Raw genomic sequence first — 23,198 nt, 5'->3', positions numbered from 1 at the left:
TTGGAATGTAATATTGTTGTTATTATTAAGTTAATAGATTTTGTTATTAGTTAACTGGTTGGCAATATGGCAGTAAGTTCCGCTTTTAAGAAAAGTTGTAAGCTGATGGGTAACCATTTTGAGCTGACTGTAGTTGCCAATGATGAAAAGTGGGCGCATGAAAGAATTGATACCGGCGTGAGCGAAATACAGCGTATAGAACGCCTGCTTACCACTTTTAGCGACGACAGCGAAACCAATCTTATTAATCAGAATGCAGGGATTAGCCCGGTAGTGGTAAGTGCTGAAACTTTTAACTTGATTGAACGCTCACTGCGGATTTCCCAGGTTACCCAGGGTGCTTTTGATATTACATACGGATCAATTGATAAACGGCTGTGGAATTTTGATCAGCATATGACTTCCCTGCCCGACAAAGAGACGGCAAAAAATATGGTGCGCCTGATCAATTACCGAAATGTGACCCTCGATCGTGAAAAAAGTACTGTGTTTTTGAAAGAAAAGGGAATGCGAATAGGTTTTGGTGGGATTGGAAAGGGCTATGCTGCCGAGCGTGCAAAACTGGTAATGAAACAACAGGGCGTTGAAAGTGGCGTGGTCAATGCCTCGGGCGACTTGACAGCCTGGGGATTGCAACCAAACGGCAAACCCTGGACTGTTGGTATAGCAAACCCTGACGCAAAACACGAGGTGTTTTCTTATATGTCCATCACCGATATGGCAGTGGCCACATCAGGTAATTATGAAAAGTATGTGATGATAGATGGTAAGAAATATTCGCATACGATCAACCCGCGCACGGGTTTGCCTGTAACGGGTATTAAGAGTGTTACCATCATTACTACCAATGCCGAAATAGCCGATGCAATGGCTACCCCGGTAATGATCATGGGCATCAGGACCGGGCTGGACATGATAGATCAGATAAAAAATATAGAAGCAGTGATCATTGATGATCAGGATAGAATGTATACGTCAAAGAATATCAATATAAAATAATACCCCTAAAAGCTATGATTAAAAAAACGCTGAAGATTGTAGGTGGGCTGGTCGCCGTGGTGAGTATATCATCATGTGTTCACCTCAAGGAGTACCAAAAAAGCCGGATTAACGATGCCGAGATGGCATTAGGTAACCGGAAGGTAGAGAAAAATGAACTGAATTTTCAATCGTATAGGGAAGCTGCATCAGGTGCCAATGCCGGTAAAACCGGTGGCGGTTGCGGATGCAATTGATAAGCCTTTCTTAAAAAAGCGTAATTTGTAATGAGAAAGGTATATTTATCAATAGTAGGTTTTTCCCTGCTTTGCAGGTTAAATGTTTCTGCACAAACTAAACAGGATAGTTTGCCGAAGTCAACCAATATCAGCTTATTCAAACCGATTGGACAACCGGAGCCTTCGGAATATAAACCGCGTGGATTGCATATAGATGAGATCAACCTGGTTTCGAGCTATTATTGGCAAAATGGTGACCATAGCGCTGTAACCGGTGGTATAGGTACCGAAAAAGTAACGGACATCTCAAACGGCATCGACCTGAAAATGGTATGGGGCGATCCTAACGGTAGGCAAAATTCAATAACCGCAGGGTTTGGTATCGATCATCATACATCGGCCTCGGCGGCATATGTAAACCTTAGCGGCGCATCGAGAACAGGTGGCACAAGGATTTATCCTTCGCTTGACTGGACAACCGAAAATGTAAAAAAAGGCAGCAGCTTTGGCATCGGAGCTTATTATTCTGGTGAGTATAACTATCAGTCATTAGGTGCAGATATCCATTTCTCACAAAAAACTGCTGATAAAAATGGTGAGTTCACGGCCAAATTCCAGGGGTATTTTGACCAGGTGAAAATGATCTACCCGTCAGAGTTTATCCCGCAGTCGACCACAACAAATTCAGGAGGAACGACGATTATTACCACAGCCAGCGGAACACAGACGGTATTGAGTAATGGTGAAGTGATTTCAGATAGGAAAAAGAACATTCCTAGTAGTCCGCGAAATACGTATTCAGCATCCTTCGGCTATTCACAGATCATTAATTCACGCATGCAGGTGATGTTTTTGGTAGATGGGGTTGCGCAGAACGGTTACCTGGGACTACCGTTCCACAGGGTATATTTTAATACAGGAAAGGATACGATAGAACACTTACCGTTGAACCGGTTTAAGCTGCCTGTGGGAGTGAGGTTGAATTATTTCCTTGGCGATAACATCATTTTGCGCTCATATTATAGGTATTATATGGATAGCTGGGGCGTCAAATCGAACACAGCAGGATTGGAGACGGCAATTAAAATCACACCTTTTTTCTCCATCTCACCGTTTTACAGGTATTATGACCAAACAGCAGCAAAATATTTTGCACCCTATGGTGTGCATAGCCCAACGGATGAGTATTATACCAGTAATTATGAGTATGCCCAATTCCATGCTAATTTTTATGGGGTAGGATTCAGGGTTGCGCCACCTAAAGGTTTATTTGGCTGGCAAAACCTGCATGACCTGGAATTGCGGTACGGGCATTATTCGCAAAGTACCGATCTGGTGTCAAATGTGGTATCGCTTAGCCTTAGTTTTAAATAAAGTGAGTACAATAATTTTCTAATAAAAAGAGTTAATAGAATTGAATATGAAGTTGTTAGTAATATACCTCGGGATGCTGCTCTTGCCGGGAGTGACCTGGACGGGTGATTTTAATGCAGCAAAAACAGAAGCTGCCCAAAAGCATAAACTGATATTGATCAATTTTTCAGGCTCCGATTGGTGCGGCCCATGCATCCGCTTGCGTAAAGAAATACTGGAATCGGGAACTTTTGAAAATTACGCCTCGGATCACCTGGTTTTAGTAAGGGCTGATTTCCCACGCCAGAAAAAGAACCAGTTGAGCAAAGAGCAGACTAAATTGAACGAAGCCCTTGCCGATAAATACAATGCTGATGGCAAATTCCCATTCACCTTATTGGTAGATGAAAATGGTAAGGTGCTAAAAAGCTGGGACGGTTTTCCGAATGAAAGCCCGGATCAGTTTGTATCGGATATAAATTCGGTAAACGGTAAATAAAAATCAAAAGCCCTCTGTAATTTATACAGAGGGCTTTTTGTTAGAGATGGGTTAGAATGATTGAGGTGATTAATCATTGATTAGCGCCGCCATTTACTAGCAGGTGCTGGCCATTAACGAATGAAGAAAGATCGCTGGCGAAGAATTCAGCTACATTGGCTACATCTTCTACTTCTGCCAGGCGGCCCATCGGACTGCTTGCCAATAATGATTTTCTTAAATCGGGATATGCATCAGGATCAGCAAATATACCGGAGTGGTCAACTGCAAATGGAATGATAGAGTTTACAGTTACGCCGCGGTGGCCAATTTCCTGCGAAAGTATGTTTACCAAATATCGCGGAGTGGTTTTGCTGCCACCATATACTGCCATTCCGGGTACAGGGAAGGAGGTGGTGCTTGATGCGATATAAATGATCCTGCCATTATCCTGAACATGTTTTGCAGCCTGCTGCATGGTGAAGTAAGTGCCTTTAGTGTTGATGGTGAACACACGGTCGAATTGCTCTTCAGTGAATGCAGTAACCGGAGTTTCAACCATTTCGATACCGGCATTGGCTACCACGATATCGATTTTGCCGAATGCTGCCAACCCTTCGTTAAACAGGCGTTCAATTTCAGCTACTTTGCTTACGTCAGCTTGTACCAGGATGGCTTTTACGCCCATGGCAGTTACATTTGACAATACTTCTTCGGCAGATGCTTTGTCTCTTGAATAGTTCAAAACCAGGTTTGCACCTAATGCGGCATATCTTTCGGCAATTGCTTTACCTAATCCGCGACCTGAACCAGTGATTAATGCTACTTTATTTTCTAACGTTTTCATGATTTTTTTTTTGATTACACAGATTTTATTGATGATTACACAGATTTATTTTTACACTTCCGACTTCCGACTTCCGACTTCCGACTTCCGACTTCGCCTTAGGCGACAGCGCCGTTCAAGCCAACGTTCTGACCAGAGATCCATTTAGCAGCATCGCTTGCCAGGAATACAACTACATTGGCAATGTCCTGTGGTTCGCCAAGTCTGTTGAAGGCAGATAATGAAGCCAGGCGGTCTATTACTTCCTGTGGTTTGCCGGTGGTGAAAAGTTCAGTATTGGTTGGGCCCGGAGAGATAGAGTTTACATTGATCCCTTTAGCGCCAACTTCTTTTGCGAAAACGCGGGTCAGTTGTTCAACCGCTCCTTTGGTTGCCACATAAGTAGCATAAGTAGGAAACATCAGACGAGTGGTAGTTGATGACAGGTTGATCACGCTGCCACCGTTGGCCAGTTTGGTTGCTGCTTCGCGGAGAGTATTGAATGTGCCCTTTACGTTGATGTCGAACTGGTGGGTGAAGTCTTCATCAGTAGTGTCTTTGATCAGCTTGGTGATCATGATACCGGCATTGTTCACCAGGATATCTACTTTTCCAAATGCTGCGATGGCTTCGTCGAACAGATGTGCAACATCTTCTGATTTGCTCACATCGCCCTGAACGGCTATGGCTTTACCGCCTGCTGCAACAATGGCTGCTACAGTTTCATCGGCAGCAGCTTTGCCGCCTGCATAATTTACAACTACGGCAGCGCCGTTTTTTGCTAATTCAGAAGCTATTGCTGCTCCTATTCCTCTTGAGGCACCGGTTACCAGTGCAACTTTGTTTTCTAATGTTTTCATTTTTTGTTTATGTTTATTGACAAGACAAAGTTGTGGAGAAAACGACCCCTGGAATTGCGAAATCCTAAGCATGACTTGCATAATCCTAAGAACCGCCGGATAAAGAATGAAAGAAGGTAACATTAAGATATTCAATACCCTGTATGACCAGTACCGCAACCTGGGTTTACCCACCGATCTGATTGATGAGAAAACCGACTTTACCGTTTTTAATCTGAAAGATGTAGGCGATGGAAGACCATTCGGCTCATCGGCAGCGCGTCTGAATTTCTTTGTATTTATCTTTTGCAAAGATGGAAACGCCCAGTATACCATCGATGATCAGACCTTTGAAACCACACCAGGTACCATTTATTTTACCAATCCGGGGCATATCCGCTCGTATCAATGGACAAACATCAATGAGGTGTACCTGATCACCCTAAATGAATCCTTCCTGAAAACGAATGTTCACGCTGATATTTTTGATGAGTTCCCTTTTTTGCTAGCAGAAACATTCCCGGCAAGGGTGGTAAGCCCCGAAATATTTGCTGAGTTTGAACGCATCTACCTGCAGATATATAAAGAATATACCGGCCATTCGCCTTACCGAAGCAGGCTGATCGCTAATCTTTTCGTGGTGTTATTATTAAAGATCAAGGAATATTTCTGGCTGGATTATAACCCGATCTATGAAGGTAACCGCAGCTCACAGATTGTCAAGAAGTTTAAGCAACTGCTGGAAAGGCACTACCGCGATATCAGTTCCGGCAAAGCCGACCAGGTATACCGCATTCAGGAATATGCCGACGCGCAAAGTCTCCACCCCAACTACCTGAGCAATGTGATCAAAACCAAAACCGGCAAGGCCATCGGCACCTGGATAGCTGAGAAAACTATAGCCGAAGCAAAATCTTTACTACAGCATTCCGATCTGTCGATTAAAGAAATTGCCTATCGCTTAGGCTTTACTGAAATGGCGCATTTCAGCAATTATTTTAAAAAACATACGGGGGTATCACCGGCGGTGTTTAAGAAAGAATATGTGTAAGGGTTTTTATAATTTTAGCCTGTGGTCGGATACCTGTTCGGAAGATGAATTCTTTACCACAAACATCGCGTGGGGTGTCATGCTGAGGCACTCGAAGTATGGTGGATAAGGCCTTTGCACCATGCATAAACGCTAATGCATAGTTCAAGATGCCCCACGCACATGCTTCGAGTGCCTCAGCATGACACCCTCTTGATCCTCAGAATACCTGTGTAAGGCGGGAGGCTACTTACCGGTTTTCTTAGGCTGATAAAGCTGGTTCTTAAAGATGATCAATCCAAACTTAGCACGCTTTAATTTTTGATCGAGATCTTTCGGCTCCGGTCCGGGGCTTTGAGCGAAGTTTCCTGCTATGATATCCATATCGCCATCGCCATCAATGTCAGCTTTCTCAAGCGCCAGTGATTTTACAGGTATATCGCTTTTCAGGATGTATGACTTGAATTTGAAATTGTTCTGGTCGATATTCTCGAGGTAAATAAAGGATTCATCGGTAAGTTTATCAAAATCCGGGAAAAAGGAGGTTGCCACAAAATCAATATCGCCGTCTTTATCAAAGTCCTCAGCCAAAACTTTTGTAACACCATAAATAGGGTAGAAGAACTTCTCCTTAAACACACCATTGCCCTGGTTGATGTTCAGCCGGATGCCATGGTATGGTTTTAGAATATCCGAGTAATCGGCATTATCGCCATGTACAGTTACGATATCGGTCAGCCCGTCGTGGTTGTAATCAACCAGCACCATGTCGGTGGTTCCGTAGTTTGGCGGGAAACGTAAAACCCTTTTCTCTTTGAATTTAAATTTATCCTTTTGATAGAAGATATATACGCTTTCGTCGCCCTGGGCAAACATGGCCACGATGTCTTTTTTACCATCGCCATCCATGTCTTTTATATAACATTTAAGCGAGCCGGGCTGGTTCAATAAAATCTGCTCCTTGTATTTGCCGGATTTGTCTTTTTTGAACAGGGACAGCGTGCCAATCTTATTTCCGAAATTGCACATCACTATTTCCGGAACACCATCGCCATCCAGGTCTTCAATTTGGGCATTTACAGGGCGGTGAAGTGAAGTCAATACAGCCGATACCGATGTATCATTGTACTTACTGTATGATCCCAGGCTAAGTTCGGTAGGATATAGTTTTCCGATTTCGGTAAAGTAGGTTGCTCCTTTGTAGAAATTGAAATCAACCACCGGGCTTGCCGATTTGATAGTTTTGGTAACTCCTGTTGGATATTTCCAGTTATATACACTATTGTAATAATCACCTATCCATAGCGTATTGGTGTTATTGTCATAGCCCAAACCGGTAATAAGGGACGGGCGCCCCGAAGCATCAATCTGAACATCTTCCCGTACGAACTGCGTCAGGGGGCTGTTTCGCGTCAGGCGTTTTTCATCCAATGGAATGCTGTCGGGGGCATTCTCCAGAATATATTTAACGATCTTGCTCCAGTCCTCATCACTCATGTAGGGTTTATCAGGGATGATGTGATTTTTGTTTACGATCTCTCTTTCTTCAGGTGATAATCCCCTTAGCGGGTCATAGCCGGGATAGATGATGCCCATCCGGCTGGCCATCACGGGTAAAACATGGTCCCGCCATACTACTTTGGTAAGGCTGGCCGGGTCCGGCTTCATGTGGCAAATGGAACAATAAGCTCCGAATAAGGTTTTGCCATCCTCATCTTTGGTTTTCTTAGTTGCAGGTGCTTTTGTTGTGAACGAGTTAAGGCTTACCGCTATAGTCAATGCAGCAACAAATACCAGGCTTAAATACCTGTATTTCATATAAAAATATCTTAATTATTGATGTCTCAATAAATAGACTTCGGCCTGTCAGCAGGTGCAGTACCAAAGTCACTTGGCTTATTCGTCATCGTGATCACTAATTCCCCGCCTTTTGCCAGCTGCGCATGTAACAGGTAATTGTAGGTATATGTTGTGTTATTTAGTGTAACATTGTTGATATACTTATTGGTGCTGCTGTTGTTCTTCACAATAATATGGAAATTCTTACCTCCGGGCAGCTTTATCACAGCATCATTTATAACAGGACTGCCAAAAACATACATGCCGTTAGCCGGGTTAACCTGGTAAATCCCTAATGCTGATAATACATACCACGCCGACATCTGGCCCACATCCTCGTTCCCAATAATACCATCAGGTTTGGTAGTATAAAAATCAGTTAATATTTGGCGTACTTTCTCTTGTGTTTTCCATGGTTGACCGGCGAAGGTGTATAAGTAAGCGATATGATGGCTTGGTTCGTTGCCATGTGCGTACTGACCTATCAGTCCTGAAATATCCGGCGAAGCTTCTTTACCAAGATCGCCTTTAACGATAAATAATGAGTCCAGCTTTTTGATAAAACCCGCTTCTCCGCCTTGCAACTTTATCAGTCCCTCCACATCTTCAGGTACCAGCCAGGTATATTGCCATGCGTTGCCTTCGGTATAATCATCCTTTTCATGGCGCGATACAAACGGGCTGAACGGCGTGCGCCATTCCGTTGCTGATACCTTTCCGCGCATAAAGCCGGTTTGTTTATCAAAATAATTCTGATAGTATTTTGCCCTTTTGCTGAAGTAGGTGTAATCTTCCTGTTTGCCCATTTTTAAAGCCATGCGGGCAATGCACCAATCATTAATGGCGTACTCCAGCCCCATAGCTACCGATTCAACAGTACTGTCAGCAGGGATAAAGCCTTGCCTTTTTACATATTTCAATCCCCTGATGTCTTGCATCTGGGTAATCTTCACAGCCTCGTAAGCCAGGTTGGCATCAAAGCCTTTAAACCCTTTGAGGTAAGCATCAACTATTACAGGTACAGCGCTGTTGCCCACCATGGTATTGGTTTCATTAGCCATCAGGTGCCATACCGGCAAACGACCCTGCTGTTTATAGATGGTCAGCATGGTATTGATGATATTCTTTTCGCGCTCAGGCTGAATAATAGTATACAGGGGGTTAGCAGCGCGATAAGTATCCCATAAGGAAAATGTAGTAAGATTAGTAAACGACTTATCATTATGCACTTTCTTATCGGTGCCCCAATAATCGCCGTTCACATCGTTAAATGTTGAAGGGGCGATCATGGTATGATACATGGCCGTATAGAACTTTTTGTATTGGGAAAGCGAGTCAGCTTTGATCTGTATTTTGGATAGCTCAGCGTTCCAGGCGTTATGCGCGGCAGAAACTACTTTGGCAAAGTTCCAGTCAGGTATTTCTGTGTTGATGTTGAGTAATGCATTTGCAGAACTTACCGGTGATATGCCCACTTTTACAAATACTTTTTCTCCGGCTTTAGTGGCAAAGGTGATAATGCCTTTTACGTTTTTACCTTTCAGCATTACTCCATTCTTTAGTTCGGTAGTATCGTAAACAGCAAATTGCTCAATCGGCTTGGATATTACAGCGGCGAAGTAAATACGCTGATCCCTTGCCCATCCTCTTGAAAAGCGGTAACCTTCAATAGTATATTTATTTACCTGCTTAATGTAGGTCTCCGTTGCAATATCTGCTATACCTTCCTGCAGATCGATCATAATGTGCGATTCTTTGGAAGCAGGGTAGGTGTATTCATGAAAGCCAACACGGTTAGACGCTGTAAGCTTGACGTTGATGCCGTAGCGTTTGAGTTTTACTGCGTAATAACCCGGTTTTACTACTTCATCCTTGCGGTCAAATAAAGAGAAATATCCATCCTGCGGATCTTTTAATGAACCTTTCATGGAATGGATAGTGCCGGTTGTCGGCATAAATAAAAAGTCGCCCAGGTCGCCAATGCCTGTTCCGCTTAAGTGCGTATGCTGAAAACCGATGATGGTTGAATCCGAAATATGATAACCTGAGCACCAATCCCAACCTTTTGACAAGTTGGTCGGTCCCAATTGAACGGCTCCAAACGGAACATTAGCGCCAACAAACACATGGCCGTGAAAGCCTGTGCCAATATATGGGTCAACATAACGGGTATAATCGGTTGAAGTTTTTGATGCAGTATGTTTGGCCTGGGCAAAAACCTGGCATGAAAAAATTACGCAGAAAGCAGTAGCGAAGTATTTAAGCATTGGTAATGAATATTGCCGGGATTGATCCCGGCTTGTTATTTAGTGTATATATATTATATTAATATTGAATTTTAAACGCAGCAGCGTGATTTAACCCGCTATTGGTTTGTAAGTTTTGCGGGATAATTACATTAATGCTGTCACCGTACTGCGCCCATTTTAACTTTTTATCAACGCCAAGCAGGCTGATCTTTTTTACCTTGCCATCAACCTTTAAATGAAAATTAGCTTTTGCAGGCAATGTCACTGAGCCCTTATCAGCCAGGACGAAAGCATAAATTGTATTTGAGTTCTTCAGCTTGGTATAAAAAGTGTTGCCTTCAGAATAAGGGGCTACCGAGGTAGTATTATATATGCCCTCGCCGTTTATTTTCATCCAGGCGCCAATTTGCTCCAATCTTTCATAAGCTACCGGATCCCAGTCACCGTCAGGGCCTGGGCCGATGTTCATTAATAAATTACCACCACGGGAAACGATCTTTACTAATAGGGATACTATCTGGTCGGCGGATTTATAATGATCGCCCGGAACATAGCTCCAGGAGTTGCCCATGGTGATGCAGCTTTCCCATGGATGGTCCAAAGGTTCATTAGGTACCTGCTGTTCAGGCGTGGTATAGTTTTCATATTTACCTGCAACTGTGCGGTCAACCACAATCAAACCCGGTTGCTTTTCGCGGGCCATGGCTGCGATTTTCGGCATATCGATGTCCTGGTCATAAGTGATGCCCCGTTGCCAGTCAACGCTTTTATCAATGGTACTTTTTGGCCTTACCCAGCCGCCATCCAGCCATAAAATATCCATTCGGCCGTAATCACTCATTAATTCACCGATCTGGTTATAGGTAAAGTCTTTGAATTTCTGCCAGCGTTCAGGATATTTCGCCGGATCGTAGTTTACATTGCGGTCCTTTGGCGGAAAGTATGGCCACCAGTAATATTCAGTATGCCAGTCCGGCTTAGAAAAGTAAGCGCCAATCATAAAGTTCTCTTTCCTGAAAGCATTGAATATCTCTTTAGCAACATTGGCTCTTGGGTTGGAAGAGAAAGGTGTTTTTGTGCTGGTTATTTTATAATCGGTCTGTTTGGTATCAAACATGCAAAAGCCGTCGTGATGTTTTGTGGTAAATATCACATATTTCATCCCTGCGTTTTTTGCAGCCTGCACCCATTTTTCAGGATTGAATTTGGTTGGGTTGAAAGTGGTCTGCAAATTTTCATAAGCTGTTTTATAGGTATTGTAGCTTGCGCTGTAAGGTCCGCGACGCTGTGTCCAGCCTTCATCTTCCGGGCATATGCTCCAGCTTTCAACTACGCCCCACTGGCTGTAAGTACCCCAGTGCATAAATAGGCCAAATTTTAAATCCTGCCAATTGGCCAGTTTATCTTTCACCAGCGGATCATCAGGAGGTATATAGCTTTTTGACATCTGATGTTCCTGCGCAAAAAGGCGACTTAGTGTAATAAACAGGGTGACCAATAGGGTAGGATATCTTTTCATTTTTTGGTAATTTAGTATTTGAAATTAGCTTAAATCAGTGAACTTCTGATAGCAATGACAATAAACATTAATAATTTGCTCACATTGTTTAATTTTTTAAGAAGTTTACCTACTTATTAAAAAAATATTAATTTTTACTATGAATTTCTAAGTTTAATCGTATTATTGTGATAGTAACTTAACTGTAAGACCAATTTGAAACAAAGAACCGATACTACAGGTTTATGGCAGCAAATATGTTTCAACGATGACCTAAGGTCATTCGAAGCACTCTTCTATGGTCTAAACAACCGGCTGATAAAGTTCTGTATTTTATATGTACATCAGAAGGAAGCCGCAGAGGAGATAGTGTCTGACGTCTTCGTAAAGTGCTGGGAAGGAAGGAAGGGTTTAACCGAAATTGTTAACCCCGAAACTTATTTATTCGTCTGTGTTAAGAATCAATCTTTAAACTACGTTAAAAAGTATTCGAACATTCACCTGGTTCAGATCGAATCATCTGATAAGGTTGAGTTCGTAAATACATACGATCCTGAAAAGGAGATGGAGCGTAAAGAATTGCATTTTCTGCTCGACCAGGCCATCGCAAAATTACCTCAACAAGCCTGCATCGTATTTAAGCTGATAAAAGAAGACGGGATGAAATATAAAGAAGTAGCAGAGATATTAAATATTTCACCGCGTACTGTACAAACCCAATTGTTCAGGGCCATCAAAAAGCTGAGCACAATTTTATCAGAACACCAGTTATCATCTAAATCTATTGCTAACCCTTCGGCAACCACGCCATTAATGGGTTTGTTATAGTCTTTTCTTTGCTGTCACTCATTTACCTCATGATGCTGTAATTTTTGTACATTTAGTTATCTTAGATATACAGTGGCCACCAACGCTGCAACTTTGAAAAGTATAACTTATGGATTTCAAACAACTTTACCAACAACTGATAGATCGCATCCTAACCGGAACAGGTAAAAGTACCTTACAGCAGCGGCAACAGGCATTTAACAATTCAGGATTGCCGCAACCATTGAATTCCTTAATTGAAAAGGTAGCACATGAGGCATACAAAATCACAGATCGCGATATCGCTGCTGCAAAGGAAGCAGGTGTAACAGAAGATCAGTTATTTGAATTGATCATCTGCGGGGCGGTTGGGCAGGCGTCCCGGCAATATGAAAGTGGGTTGTCGGCACTGGCTGAAGTTGTAAGGGAGGGAGGTCGGCATGCGTCTTGAAATTTTAAATACCGGCTATAAATTTGGCACTAAGCTACTATTTGGCGTCATTAAATTGTTTTCAGGCTATCCCTTGCCTGATGCAGCCAAACTAGTCTTTTATCGTCCCGATTTTTATGGTAATCCAGCCAAGCAATTTACACAGCGCGCAATGCGGGGCCCATCTTCATGGTCCGTCGGCGACAGGGAGCTGATGGCTGCTTACGTGTCCCGCATTAATGAATGTAGTTTTTGTATAAAAGCGCATTCAGCGGTATCTGCCGGTGCTTATCATGATCGTGCAAAAGTAGACGATGTATTAAATGATATAGAAAATGCGCAAATAGTGCCTGGGCTGCGTGCAACACTCGTCATGCTGGGTAAACTTACTCGTGAGCATAAAATAAATGCTGATGATATCCGGACAGTTATTGCCGCTGGTGTTAATGCCGAACAGATAGAGGATGCGCTGGCTATTTGCTTTGCATTTAATATTACAAACCGCCTGGCTGATGCCTTTGGGTTCAATGTGCCATCTGATGATGCTTTTGAAGCCGGTGCCAAATATCTTTTAAAAAGAGGTTATGCATGATTGATTAGGTTGATTTGGGCTTTAGTGCTATTAAATTCGCTCTTTCCACAAATCCATCCCCGCTCCACCCATTATCCACCCGGCAAAATTCGTTTCCTGTTCATTGTATTTCAAAACTTTACCGGAAATTTAGGAAACATGAAAAAGTTATTATTTCTTTTACTGGCTTTCGGGGCGATGCAGGCGAGGGCCCAGGTAGTTAAAGGTTCAATCGATCTGAAGGATAGCACCTTTACCCGGAGTATCCCTTTTGAAGTGGCAGCCGGAACCCAATCGGTTAAGTATTTTGTAAAAGTGTACGTGTCCGTAGGTGCGGTTACGGTATCCTTAACTGATCCTAACGACAAAAAGGTCACAGGATTTACAATAGGTACCAGTAAACCAGGCGGTGGTCATGAGGCATCCAAGGGCGAAATGGGCGACGATGTAAAGCCCAAAGTATTTGGCACCTGGAAGTTCAACATTAAGGCCGAGAATGCTACAGGAAAAATCAGTTATCAAGTTGAAGAGATAAAACCTTGAGACGCTACAAACTATTTCTGGTATTGTTGCTGATTGTTCCGGCGTACGGTTATTGCCAGCAAGCAAGGCTATCCGGCAGGGTAAGCCTCGATACCAACTGGGCACGTAAGTTTTATATAAGCCGCATGCCCGGTTTCGACTGTATGTTCACGGCTTCAAGAGCCCTGATCATAGCAGAAGGCGATATAGATATAGCCGGGAACTTTTCAGTCAATTTCCCTGCAATTAAGGATGAGGCCTTATATCGCCTGCATTTTATCCGGAAAGGTGACCCCGCCTCAACACTCATCATCGGCAGCCGGGATGTAAACCATGTGTTCTTTATTGCAAAGCAGGGTGATCAAATCAATTTTGAGAAGAAATCAGGCTTGCCCATCCATCAATCGGATATTAGCGGGAGTATGGCTAATTCTGAACTAAATGCTTTGCTTAAGCTGGCAGATGACGATACAGCAGGCAATAATTCGTTTATTTCCATAGCTGACAGATCAACTTCGCAACTGGTGGGTTTGCTGGCTATTAGTCACGCTTCAGGACTTAATGACGGGCAAAAAGAGAAAGTGCGCAATATCCTTGCCCGTTATGATCAGCATAATGCTTACGGTACCCATATTTTTCAGGAATACAAGACGGCAGATTATTGGAAGCTATACCTGATGGGTGGGATTTTGCTTGTTGCACTATTGTCTCTATACGGATACCGTTTTTATAAAAGACAAGCCATCTTAAAACTTTGGCGTGAATTGAGTCAGCGGGAAATGGATATAGTCGGTCTTATTTTATCAGGCAAATCCAACAAAGAAGTAGCATTGGCACTCAGCATCGAATTGAGTACTGTTAAAACGCATGTGAATAACATTTACGCAAAGCTCGGGGTAAACAACCGGAAGGATCTTGATCGGTATAAAGACATAATTGATAAGCCTGAAAAAAATTGACAGTTTCAATCAATTTGGTACGCGCCTGACACTGATGCCGGGCGCGTTACTTTTATTTCTTTGATTGAATTAAACCAAATGTGAAGTTTAATTCTGTATCGGCGCCCTTTAAAAGATCATCAATTTTAGGAGTTACCTCATAGTCGGGAAAAACGCCACGCCCTTTAGTAAAAGAAACGGCTCTCGTTGTTTTTAATAGACCTACTCCGACCCTTATTTTGGTATTGGGTAAAACTAAGTTGGCTCCATAAAATGCAGTGGCGCCCTCCATTGCTCCGCCGCTTTCCTCGCCAATAAATACACCCCGTCCATTTCCTTTCAAAAAGCTTGCAACTACTGATGCCATAGAGCCTGATGCGCCATTAATCAGCACATACAGATTCCACTGGTAATGATTGCTATCCGGTTGCTGTTCTCCGCCAGGCAGCGGCATATATGCTTTTTTAAACTGGTACAGCCCGGTATTTGTCCGATTGACCAGTGAATCAGCAAAAAACAAATCTTGTTTGTCGTCTTCCAGATAATCCATGACGGGAGGATATCTTACAAATTTGAGTTCGGCAGATTCATAAAGTTTATAGGGCTTTATTAACAGATAAGTCAGCAGTTTTTCGCCCGTTCCATCTCCGCCTTCGTTATTTCTCAGATCCAGGATCAAGTTTTTAGTATGTTTTACATTTAATTCTCTAAAAATGCTATCGTATAATTTATAAAAGTCTTGTTTAAAACGCTTTCGGTGCCACCCTAGAAAGGATGAGATGCGCAAATAAGCAATATCCTTTTTAATGTATTTAAATTCTAATGGCGCCACCAATTTATTTCTGCTATAGAAAAAGTTCTTGTACGATCTAAAATCAAGACCAGCAACCGTTGCTATTTTCTTTGTCGATTTATCGTCTTTATCTATAAATTCTATCCTATAAGAAGCTGTATCTTCTATAAAAATCGGGTAATTCAAATCGAAAAGATTGTCTTCTTCGGTCATACTATAATCTTCCAAATGACGAATATTAAAGGTTTGCTGGTATCCATCAGAAGGGATGGTGGGCAATAGAAGGTTTAAAATCTCTTCAACCGATCTCCCATTTATAGAAAGGATCTCCGACCCGATAGGAATAGGACCATTTGTTTGCGCGGTTTTGAGCACATAAAATCTCCGGTCAATAATTTTTAACGAAAAGGGGAGATAATGATGCGTGTTTTGGAGTGAATGATAATAGGCTTTCGATGGCTGCGGGATCAGGTGCTCATCGTTAATTCTTGCACAAGTTAAGTCGATGAGTTTGTAAAATTCAATTTCAGACTCAGGATGATCTAATGATTTGAAATTATCATCCAAATATTTGGTCATAATCAAGCTGTCGGTAAATCGATAAAGACTTGGGTAAATTGTCTCCAAAGTTTTTCTGAAGATGGAATAATCTTCCTGTAATTGTTTCGGGGTGTATTTTAATGGTTCAGGATGCCCGGTTTCGTTTTGGCAATTGCCGCAAAAAGCCTTTTGCAGCAGGAGGAGCGTCAGCGTAATTTTTTTGAGTGTATTCATGATGTGTGGTTGTTTTTAAGCAAAAGAGTTGCATGCCAGACTTGTGGTGATAATTGAGGCTTGTTAAAATTTAAAGCGTTTTAGGGTTTATTCCCTTTTATAGATATGGACGTTGCCGGTAGTGATTTTGATCAACATCTCCGGCCCGCCGCCCCCGGCTTTGCCATAAAGCCAGTCTGCCGGATCACCCGTCACGGGAAAAGCACTGTACACCTTTCCATGATCAGACTTAATCTTCAAATTGGCTTTCAAGTTTGCCGGGAATGTGATATCAATAGCACCGCTTATGGTACTAAAGGCCATCGGTACTCCCGGATCAATCTTATTAAAAGATACGGTGATCCGCCCACTAAGTGTACCGGCAATGATTGAACCGGAGATATTCAAAGCGCTGATACCACCGCTTTTGTTCTGCAACTCCAGGTTACCGGTTACATCGTCGACTATAATGGTACCGCCGTTGACTGAGCTCAGTTTGAAAATGCCCGCTGTTTTTGGCACTTTGATGTCTAATTTAATTGCTTTCCTGTTTGGCCCTTCTACGGTTACTTCGTTATTTTTTTCATGAGTGGTGACATCAAGGCTTTCTTTGCCATTACTTTCGTCTTTTCCTACATTAACAACGACATCTTTACCCTCATAACCGGTTACTTTAATCGCGGCCCTGCTGATGTTGACATTCAGTGTAAACGGTTTGCCGGACTCGCTTAAATGTACAACAAGCTGCCTGCCGTCCTGCGCCATAAGCCGGAAACAACTCAAAATTGAGATCAGTGCTAAAAGCGCTACCTTCATATTGATCAAATCAGTTTAGTTATCGTTTCTTTAACCTTGTCACGTACATTTTCGTCCAACCCCTTTTGTTTCAACAATTGCTTAAAGGCGCTGATGGAACCCTTTACCTGCAATTTCAGCATCACATCTGCGATAGCTAACTGGATGATCGGTGAATCCTGCTTAGTGATGCTTTGTATCAGTCCTGTTCTCACCTCTGGATTATTGGCCAGACGGGCCAATGCTTCCAATGTGCTGAGCCGGACATTATCATTCGGGTCATTGTTCAGGGTAGCCAGCAAAGCGACGATCACGTTATGATCTACCCGTTTCATTTCGCCTGTATAATTGACCGCCTTAAGTCTTTCCGAAGCTAAGGGGTTGTCCAGCATGGCCAGCATCATTGTTTGCTTCAACTCATGCACCTGGGCATGCAGTTCCTGCACCTCTTTTTCCTGCTCACTGTTCCGGCTGAACCAGTAAACCATGCAATCGAAGATTAGCAGGATCATCAAGCAATAAGCCAGCGGAAAACGTGGCTGTGAAGCCCAGGATCGCTTCAACCGGCTCCAAAAATCATTGGTTGCAGCGGGTTGTTTTTCTGCTGCTTTAAAATCATCCAGCATTCCACGAAAGTTTACTGCCATCTGAGCGGACGGTGTCGGATCGGGCAGGCCGCTGATGTTATCCAAAACCAGTGCGGTTGCTGCCAATGCCTCCCTGCAAATGTCACAACTGTTCAAGTGTTGTTCCAGTTCCTCTTTTTCGGCATTACCCAATCGGCCCATGTGCCAATCCGGTAACCATTGCTTATAGTCTTCGCATTTCATTACTCATTCCCGCTTTTGATCCCTTTTTTAATAAATATCTTTTTTAGTTCCTCTACCGCCCGGAATACCCTGATCCTGGCCGCACCCTCCGTGATGCCCATGATCATACTGATCTCCGAATATTTTAATTCCTTCATACGGTTTAGTATCAGGATTTCCCGATCATCCGAGCTCAATAACTCCATTGCTTTATATAATTGCTGGTGCGATTGCGTTTTTTCCAACTCTTCATCTGCCAAAGCACCGCCCGAAATCCTTTCTTCGTGCGCACTGATCGGATCATACTTGCCGTCCGAGCCAAATTTCTGATCCTTTAGCACATTCCGTGCTATATGATACATCCACCCGCTAAAATTGCTTCCTTCTGCAAATGAGTTCCTGTATTTCAGCATCCGGTAAAACACTGTCTGTACCATATCCTCGCTGGCCTCGCGCCGCTGCGTCAGGTGAAATAAAAATGCAAACAAAGCTCTGTGGTGCCGCTCGAAGAGCAAACCCATCCTTTCCACATCGCCGGCTTTTACCAGCAGCATTAATACCTCATCCGAAAGTATATCCAAGCAGGTTATTTATTTGTTTTTTGCTTTACAGCACTGAAGACCGGGAACAAAAAATTCTGTTACAGGAAATTTAAAAATTTTTAAAAGTGGAATGATGCGTCATCAAAGAGATATCTCAAAAAAAATTAAAATATTTTTTTCGGGCTTGTAGGCAATTTGTGAAAAAACGTTGTCCTTGCTTTTAACCGACAATTTCACAAGCCTGATGGTCAACGATAGATTTATTCAGTTACTTACTAAAAAGCTTTCAGATGAGATAGATGAAAGCGAATTAGCTGAATTGAATTATATGCTGATCAATGATGAGGAATGTCTTCAGCAATATAATTTCTTCAAAACTTACTGGGCACAGGACGAGGAAAAGTCATCCAATGAAGAACAGTTGTTTCAGCGCATAAAAAACAGAATTACAATTCCTGAAGATTTTGATGACACGGATTCAAGGAAAAGCTGGATCAGGAGATTCCCATTTTTCTGGCGTAGTCTTGCCGCAGTGCTGATATTAGGGATATCCGTATTTGCCTATTATGGTTATGCGCATCATCCGTCCGGAATAAATAATGAGGGTAATATTGCCATCACTAAAACCCCAAGCCGTACAAAGTCAAAAATCTACCTGAGCGACGGTTCGGTTGTCACTTTAAATTCTGAAACTGTATTACGCTACCCTGCTTCTTTTTCTGGTCCCACCAGGGAAGTTTATCTTAATGGCGAGGCATTTTTTAATGTGACCAAAGACCACACGCACCCTTTCATAGTGCATGCGGGTAAAATGAACATCAAAGTACTCGGTACTTCTTTTAATGTGAAGTCGTATGCAAATGATAAGAATATGGAAACAACCCTGATAAGGGGTGCCATCGAAGTAACACTGTCTGACCGCCCATCCGACAGGATCATACTGAAACCAAATGAGAAATTAGTTTTGAATAATAAAACTTTTGATAAACCTCGCGCTAATACTCTGCCCGCTGCCGAGGAAAACAGTACCAATTACGCACTTACAAACCTAACACACCTCCGATCAAACGACACAACAATAGTTGAAACTTCATGGGTAAACAACGAGCTTGTTTTCAAGGATGAAGCTTTCAGCGACCTGGCCAACCAAATGGAAAGATGGTATGGCATAAAAATTAAATTTAAGAATTCAGACACAAAAGCTTACCATTTTACGGGAGTCTTCGTGAAAGAAAATATCATCGAGGCACTAAATGCGCTGAAGATGATAGAACCATTTAATTACAAGTATAATAACGAAACGGTATCCATTTATTAACCCTAATTAACAACTAAAAATGCTTATGGATTGAAAAAAACTTACTCACCAACCAAAAAAAACGGGAATCACCGCTAAAAGTAACTCCCGAAAAAAGATGAACATCCGTTAATTAATTCAATGCTACTTTCTCTGGAACAGAATTTAGCAATTGTATCATTCACCTTTAATAAGTAAAAATATGAAATATTTTAGACACCTTCGGGGTGTAAGAAATAGATATCGGCTAATCAAGTCCATATTGATAATGAAGTTAATCATACTATTTTTGGCAATTTTCAATCTGCAGGCATTAGCTAATGTTTATTCGCAGCAAAAAGTTAGCATCAATTTAAAATCGGCTGACTTTAAGAAAGTTATTACGGCCATTCAAAAGCAAACCAATTACCACTTTGTATTTAGTGAACGTAAAATCCCGGCAAAAAACGTTTCAATCAACGTTCAAAACGAAAATGTTACAACAGTGCTGGATCAGTTACTGGCTAACACCGATTTTACCTACACTCAATTAGATAACAACCTGATCGTAATTACAGGTAAAAACGACGTTGTCGTAAACAAGGTAGTTACCGGTAAGGTAGTGGATGAAAAAGGTCTGCCTTTGCCTGGTGTATCTATCAAGGTAAAAGGTGCGGGCACAGGTACTGTTTCTGACATGAATGGTGGTTTCTCCATCAATGTGGCGGATGATGCTGTGCTGGTAGTTTCATTTATCGGATATGAAACACAGGAAATACCTGTAGCTGGTAAATCGTCTATCAACATTACTATGCAAAGCTCAAGCAAAAGCCTAAACGAGGTTGTTGTTACCGCTTTGGGTATCAAAAAAGACGAAAGGAAACTGGGTTATTCAGTGACTACTGTAGGTGGCGATGATTTTAGCAAAGTAAAGGAAACAAACGTAGCCTCTTCATTAGAAGGACGCGTAGCCGGTTTGCAGATAAGCAATACCAGCGGTGGTCCAGGATCATCTGTACGTATCCAATTACGTGGTGTTACCTCACAAGGCAGCCAATCTAGCTCTCCTTTGTTCGTTATTAATGGTGTGCCTATGGACAACTCACAAAGAGGTGCTTCCAGCGAATGGGGCGGTGCAGATTATGGTGACGGTATTTCAAACCTTAACCCGGATGATATCGAATCGATGACTGTACTAAAAGGTCAGTCAGCATCGGCGCTATACGGTTCCCGTGCAGCAAACGGTGTTATCCTGATCACAACCAAAGCAGGAAAAAAGAACTCTGCTTTTGGTGTTGAGTACACTACCAACTATCAGATGGACCACGTTCAAGATAATCTTGATTTTCAACAGGTATATGGACAAGGTATAAACGGTGCTAAACCTGTGAATGCAAATGATGCAATGAACTCAGGTAGTTTAGCCTGGGGCGCTAAGTTAGACGGATCGCAGGTTATACAGTTTGATGGCAAAATGTATCCGTACTCTGCCGTCCCTAATAATATTTTGTCATTCTATAATACAGGCCATACTTATACTAATACAGTAGCATTTACCGGCGGTAACGAAACAGGTTCATACCGTTTGTCATTGTCTGATATCAACAATGCTTCCATTGTTCCTAATAGTGGTCTGGACAGGAAGAGCTTTAATTTGACCGCAAATGAGCAGGTTACCAAGAAGCTGGAAATTAATATAGCTGCACAATACATTATTGATGCGGAAAAGAATAAACCAAGCTTAAGTGACGGTCCTGGTGACCCTAACAACGTATTATTCCTGGCTCCAAACGAAGATCAGAAGATTTTGGCTCCTGGCTACGGTGCAAATGGATTGGAAACACAGTTTACCAATGATAACTATGTAACCAACCCTTATTTTGCTGCATATAAATTTGTAAGTAATACAGATCGTAACAGGTTAATTACTTCGTTATCAGCTAAGTATAATTTCACCGATTGGTTGTATGCCCAGGCCCGTTTAGGTTATGATTATATAAATGATCAAAGAATAGACATTACACCTACCGGAACGGGATATAATGCAGCCGGTACAATGGATCAAATCAATGACCAGAGAAAAGAACAAAATACTGACGTATTGATTGGCGCAAAACACAGCCTGATAAAAGATTTACTGGGTTTGGATTTATCAGTGGGTGGTAACATCCGCAAAAGCGACTATGAAGGTACCCGTATTGATGGTAATGGCAGTAATTTTATCGTTCCTTATTTTTATAGTTTAACAAACTTATCGTCGATGCATGGCCGTCCATTAACCGGCAACTCAGACGGTGCAGGACCATTGCAAACAAATTCTGCATACTATACTGCTGATTTTTCTATCAAGGATTTTCTTGTGCTGAGTACAACCGGCCGCTACGATACCTATAGCACTTTACCAAGCAATAACCGCGGTATATTCTCTCCTTCGGTTTCAGGTAGTTTCATCTTTACTGATCTTTACCATATGAATGGTGTTGATTTTGGTAAGATCCGCCTGTCTTATGCGCAAACAAGTGGTGATGCAGGTGGTGTTTATCGCGACGCGGTTTACTATAGCATTAATAGTCCTATTAATGGAGTTCCTGCAGCTGGTTTCAGTTCTACATTACCTAACTTGTTTCTAAAACCTTATACTTTAGATGAATTCGAAGCAGGTGCTGAGATGAAATTCTGGGGTGACAGGTTTGGGTTCGACGCTGCATTCTTCTCTCGCAGAACACATAACGAGATTGCGCTGGGAACACTGGACTGGTCAACTGGTTATAACGGCCGTTATGTGCCTACCGGTTCAACTCAAAACAGAGGTATTGAAATTGAACTGCACGGCACTCCGGTTAAGACCAGTGATTTTAGCTGGACCCCATCATTTAACTTTACTTATGTAAAGAATAAGATAATCTCTACAGATGCTAATAACACCAATACAGTATTAGGAACAGACCGACCACTGAATGGTGCTAACCTGGCATTTGTTGTAGGTTTACCGGGCCCTCAGATCATGGCGAGCGACTACCTGCGCAATTCAGCTGGTCAGATCATATACGATGCAAGTGGCTTGCCGCAACAAGGTCCTCAAAAACCAATGGGTAGCACAGTGCCAAAAGTATATGGCGGTTTTAATAACAGCTTCAACTTTAAAGGATTCAACCTGTCATTCCTCATCGACTACCGTTATGGTAATAAGATATTGTCATCAACAGCTTATTACAGCATATTCCGTGGCGAAAACATGATGACACTTGCTGGCCGCGAAACCGGGGTAACCGGACAAGGCGTAACTGCTTCTGGAGCACCTAATACTGCAGTAGTTCCGGCTCAGACTTACTATCAGGCGCTCGCTAAAAATGTATCAGCTCTGGATGTGTTAGATGGAAGTTTCATCAAATTGCGCCAGGTAAGCTTCGGATACAATATACCTAGAACGCTTTTGTCGGGCACACCATTCAGCGGTATCAATGTTTCGCTGATCGGCCGTAACCTTTGGACAATTATGAAACGCAGTGATAACATTGACCCTGAATCCGGTTTTTCACCAAACGTAGGTTACGCTGGGATCGAAGGAACCAGTTTGCCTGCAACCAGGACTTATGGGTTTAGTGTAAACTTTAAATTTAAAAATTAACAGAC

At 42.4% G+C, this 23,198-nt stretch carries 21 protein-coding genes; 12 read left to right on the top strand and 9 right to left on the bottom strand.

The window, feature by feature from the left end:
• Positions 1–66 precede the first annotated feature (66 nt).
• Genes VIM89_RS20085 through VIM89_RS20070 form a run of 4 tightly spaced genes read left to right on the top strand, consistent with a single transcriptional unit; the run spans position 67 to position 3,069 of the window.
• Positions 67–999, top strand: coding sequence for an FAD:protein FMN transferase (locus VIM89_RS20085; protein WP_488157974.1), 933 nt, complete (start codon positions 67–69; stop codon positions 997–999).
• 14 nt (positions 1,000–1,013) lie between these two features.
• Positions 1,014–1,235, top strand: coding sequence for a DUF4266 domain-containing protein (locus VIM89_RS20080; RefSeq protein ID WP_488157973.1), 222 nt, complete (start codon positions 1,014–1,016; stop codon positions 1,233–1,235).
• 30 nt (positions 1,236–1,265) lie between these two features.
• Positions 1,266–2,591 carry a DUF3570 domain-containing protein gene (locus VIM89_RS20075; protein WP_488157972.1) on the top strand — a complete coding sequence of 442 codons (1,326 nt, stop codon included), beginning with the start codon at positions 1,266–1,268 and terminating at the stop codon, positions 2,589–2,591.
• A 46-nt stretch (positions 2,592–2,637) separates the two neighbouring features.
• On the top strand, positions 2,638–3,069 hold the full coding sequence (locus tag VIM89_RS20070; protein ID WP_488157971.1) for a thioredoxin family protein: 432 nt from the start codon (positions 2,638–2,640) through the stop codon (positions 3,067–3,069).
• Positions 3,070–3,142: 73 nt separating this feature from the next.
• Here the strand turns inward: VIM89_RS20070 and VIM89_RS20065 are convergent, their stop codons facing one another.
• Both VIM89_RS20065 and VIM89_RS20060 read right to left on the bottom strand, forming a co-directional pair.
• Positions 3,143–3,895, bottom strand: a complete 753-nt coding sequence (locus tag VIM89_RS20065; protein WP_488157970.1) for an SDR family oxidoreductase — start codon at positions 3,893–3,895, stop codon at positions 3,143–3,145.
• A 98-nt stretch (positions 3,896–3,993) separates the two neighbouring features.
• Positions 3,994–4,734, bottom strand: coding sequence for an SDR family oxidoreductase (locus VIM89_RS20060; RefSeq protein WP_488157969.1), 741 nt, complete (start codon positions 4,732–4,734; stop codon positions 3,994–3,996).
• 106 nt (positions 4,735–4,840) lie between these two features.
• Between VIM89_RS20060 and VIM89_RS20055 the strand changes: the two genes are divergently transcribed.
• Positions 4,841–5,764, top strand: coding sequence for a helix-turn-helix domain-containing protein (locus VIM89_RS20055; protein WP_488157968.1), 924 nt, complete (start codon positions 4,841–4,843; stop codon positions 5,762–5,764).
• Between the two features lie 225 nt (positions 5,765–5,989).
• Here VIM89_RS20055 and VIM89_RS20050 read toward each other — a convergent pair whose 3' ends face one another.
• Genes VIM89_RS20050 through VIM89_RS20040 form a run of 3 tightly spaced genes read right to left on the bottom strand, consistent with a single transcriptional unit; the run spans position 5,990 to position 11,350 of the window.
• Entirely contained in the window at positions 5,990–7,561 is a 1,572-nt protein-coding gene (locus tag VIM89_RS20050) for an FG-GAP repeat domain-containing protein (RefSeq protein WP_488157967.1), read from the bottom strand.
• A gap of 26 nt (positions 7,562–7,587) precedes the next feature.
• Positions 7,588–9,849: a GH92 family glycosyl hydrolase gene (locus VIM89_RS20045; protein WP_488157966.1), complete on the bottom strand. Its 2,262-nt coding sequence runs from the start codon at positions 9,847–9,849 to the stop codon at positions 7,588–7,590.
• A gap of 58 nt (positions 9,850–9,907) precedes the next feature.
• The gene (locus tag VIM89_RS20040) at positions 9,908–11,350 is read right to left on the bottom strand and encodes an alpha-L-fucosidase (protein WP_488157965.1); all 1,443 of its coding nucleotides are present in this window, start codon (positions 11,348–11,350) and stop codon (positions 9,908–9,910) included.
• Positions 11,351–11,545: 195 nt separating this feature from the next.
• Here VIM89_RS20040 and VIM89_RS20035 point away from each other — a divergent pair, with 195 nt between their 5' ends.
• The 5 genes from VIM89_RS20035 to VIM89_RS20015 all read left to right on the top strand — a co-directional run bounded on the left by VIM89_RS20035 (position 11,546) and on the right by VIM89_RS20015 (position 14,618).
• Positions 11,546–12,157, top strand: coding sequence for an RNA polymerase sigma-70 factor (locus VIM89_RS20035; RefSeq protein ID WP_488157964.1), 612 nt, complete (start codon positions 11,546–11,548; stop codon positions 12,155–12,157).
• Between the two features lie 109 nt (positions 12,158–12,266).
• A complete protein-coding gene (locus tag VIM89_RS20030; protein WP_488157963.1) occupies positions 12,267–12,587 on the top strand; it encodes a hypothetical protein in 321 nt (106 codons plus the stop codon).
• Positions 12,577–13,158: a carboxymuconolactone decarboxylase family protein gene (locus VIM89_RS20025; RefSeq protein WP_488157962.1), complete on the top strand. Its 582-nt coding sequence runs from the start codon at positions 12,577–12,579 to the stop codon at positions 13,156–13,158. Before VIM89_RS20030 ends, VIM89_RS20025 begins: the two co-directional genes overlap by 11 nt.
• A gap of 138 nt (positions 13,159–13,296) precedes the next feature.
• On the top strand, positions 13,297–13,680 hold the full coding sequence (locus tag VIM89_RS20020; protein WP_488157961.1) for a hypothetical protein: 384 nt from the start codon (positions 13,297–13,299) through the stop codon (positions 13,678–13,680).
• Positions 13,677–14,618 (top strand): response regulator transcription factor, encoded by a 942-nt coding sequence (locus VIM89_RS20015; protein ID WP_488157960.1) that lies wholly within the window; start codon positions 13,677–13,679, stop codon positions 14,616–14,618. The genes VIM89_RS20020 and VIM89_RS20015 overlap by 4 nt, the downstream gene beginning before the upstream one ends.
• A gap of 52 nt (positions 14,619–14,670) precedes the next feature.
• Here the strand turns inward: VIM89_RS20015 and VIM89_RS20010 are convergent, their stop codons facing one another.
• From VIM89_RS20010 to VIM89_RS19995, 4 genes are all read right to left on the bottom strand, one after another.
• On the bottom strand, positions 14,671–16,164 hold the full coding sequence (locus VIM89_RS20010) for a S41 family peptidase (RefSeq protein WP_488157959.1): 1,494 nt from the start codon (positions 16,162–16,164) through the stop codon (positions 14,671–14,673).
• Between the two features lie 87 nt (positions 16,165–16,251).
• Entirely contained in the window at positions 16,252–16,959 is a 708-nt protein-coding gene (locus VIM89_RS20005; RefSeq protein WP_488157958.1) for a DUF4097 family beta strand repeat-containing protein, read from the bottom strand.
• A gap of 5 nt (positions 16,960–16,964) precedes the next feature.
• Entirely contained in the window at positions 16,965–17,768 is an 804-nt protein-coding gene (locus VIM89_RS20000) for a zf-HC2 domain-containing protein (RefSeq protein ID WP_488157957.1), read from the bottom strand.
• On the bottom strand, positions 17,768–18,328 hold the full coding sequence (locus VIM89_RS19995; protein WP_488157956.1) for an RNA polymerase sigma factor: 561 nt from the start codon (positions 18,326–18,328) through the stop codon (positions 17,768–17,770). Before VIM89_RS19995 ends, VIM89_RS20000 begins: the two co-directional genes overlap by 1 nt.
• A gap of 205 nt (positions 18,329–18,533) precedes the next feature.
• Between VIM89_RS19995 and VIM89_RS19990 the strand changes: the two genes are divergently transcribed.
• Positions 18,534–19,607 (top strand): FecR family protein, encoded by a 1,074-nt coding sequence (locus tag VIM89_RS19990; RefSeq protein ID WP_488157955.1) that lies wholly within the window; start codon positions 18,534–18,536, stop codon positions 19,605–19,607.
• Positions 19,608–19,854: 247 nt separating this feature from the next.
• Entirely contained in the window at positions 19,855–23,193 is a 3,339-nt protein-coding gene (locus VIM89_RS19985) for a SusC/RagA family TonB-linked outer membrane protein (protein ID WP_488157954.1), read from the top strand.
• The last annotated feature ends 5 nt before the right edge of the window (positions 23,194–23,198 follow it).

Source organism: Mucilaginibacter sp. (assembly GCF_036568825.1).
Taxonomy (GTDB): Bacteria; Bacteroidota; Bacteroidia; order Sphingobacteriales; family Sphingobacteriaceae; genus Mucilaginibacter.
The sequence above is the reverse complement of the archived record's forward strand: the minus strand, read 5'-3'. Positions and strand labels throughout refer to the sequence as shown.

Bases quoted from the DNA above. Each gene is read 5' to 3' on its own strand.
- VIM89_RS20005 (WP_488157958.1), bottom strand. From the start codon at position 16,959: ATGAAGGTAGCGCTTTTAGCACTGATCTCAATTTTGAGTTGTTTCCGG.
- VIM89_RS20060 (WP_488157969.1), bottom strand. From the start codon at position 4,734: ATGAAAACATTAGAAAACAAAGTTGCACTGGTAACCGGTGCCTCAAGA.
- VIM89_RS20040 (WP_488157965.1), bottom strand. From the start codon at position 11,350: ATGAAAAGATATCCTACCCTATTGGTCACCCTGTTTATTACACTAAGT.
- VIM89_RS19990 (WP_488157955.1), top strand. From the start codon at position 18,534: ATGGTCAACGATAGATTTATTCAGTTACTTACTAAAAAGCTTTCAGAT.
- VIM89_RS20045 (WP_488157966.1), bottom strand. From the start codon at position 9,849: ATGCTTAAATACTTCGCTACTGCTTTCTGCGTAATTTTTTCATGCCAG.
- VIM89_RS19985 (WP_488157954.1), top strand. From the start codon at position 19,855: ATGAAGTTAATCATACTATTTTTGGCAATTTTCAATCTGCAGGCATTA.
- VIM89_RS20020 (WP_488157961.1), top strand. From the start codon at position 13,297: ATGAAAAAGTTATTATTTCTTTTACTGGCTTTCGGGGCGATGCAGGCG.
- VIM89_RS20085 (WP_488157974.1), top strand. From the start codon at position 67: ATGGCAGTAAGTTCCGCTTTTAAGAAAAGTTGTAAGCTGATGGGTAAC.
- VIM89_RS20065 (WP_488157970.1), bottom strand. From the start codon at position 3,895: ATGAAAACGTTAGAAAATAAAGTAGCATTAATCACTGGTTCAGGTCGC.
- VIM89_RS20055 (WP_488157968.1), top strand. From the start codon at position 4,841: ATGAAAGAAGGTAACATTAAGATATTCAATACCCTGTATGACCAGTAC.
- VIM89_RS20010 (WP_488157959.1), bottom strand. From the start codon at position 16,164: ATGAATACACTCAAAAAAATTACGCTGACGCTCCTCCTGCTGCAAAAG.
- VIM89_RS20000 (WP_488157957.1), bottom strand. From the start codon at position 17,768: ATGAAATGCGAAGACTATAAGCAATGGTTACCGGATTGGCACATGGGC.
- VIM89_RS20070 (WP_488157971.1), top strand. From the start codon at position 2,638: ATGAAGTTGTTAGTAATATACCTCGGGATGCTGCTCTTGCCGGGAGTG.
- VIM89_RS20030 (WP_488157963.1), top strand. From the start codon at position 12,267: ATGGATTTCAAACAACTTTACCAACAACTGATAGATCGCATCCTAACC.
- VIM89_RS20080 (WP_488157973.1), top strand. From the start codon at position 1,014: ATGATTAAAAAAACGCTGAAGATTGTAGGTGGGCTGGTCGCCGTGGTG.
- VIM89_RS20075 (WP_488157972.1), top strand. From the start codon at position 1,266: ATGAGAAAGGTATATTTATCAATAGTAGGTTTTTCCCTGCTTTGCAGG.
- VIM89_RS20025 (WP_488157962.1), top strand. From the start codon at position 12,577: ATGCGTCTTGAAATTTTAAATACCGGCTATAAATTTGGCACTAAGCTA.
- VIM89_RS20050 (WP_488157967.1), bottom strand. From the start codon at position 7,561: ATGAAATACAGGTATTTAAGCCTGGTATTTGTTGCTGCATTGACTATA.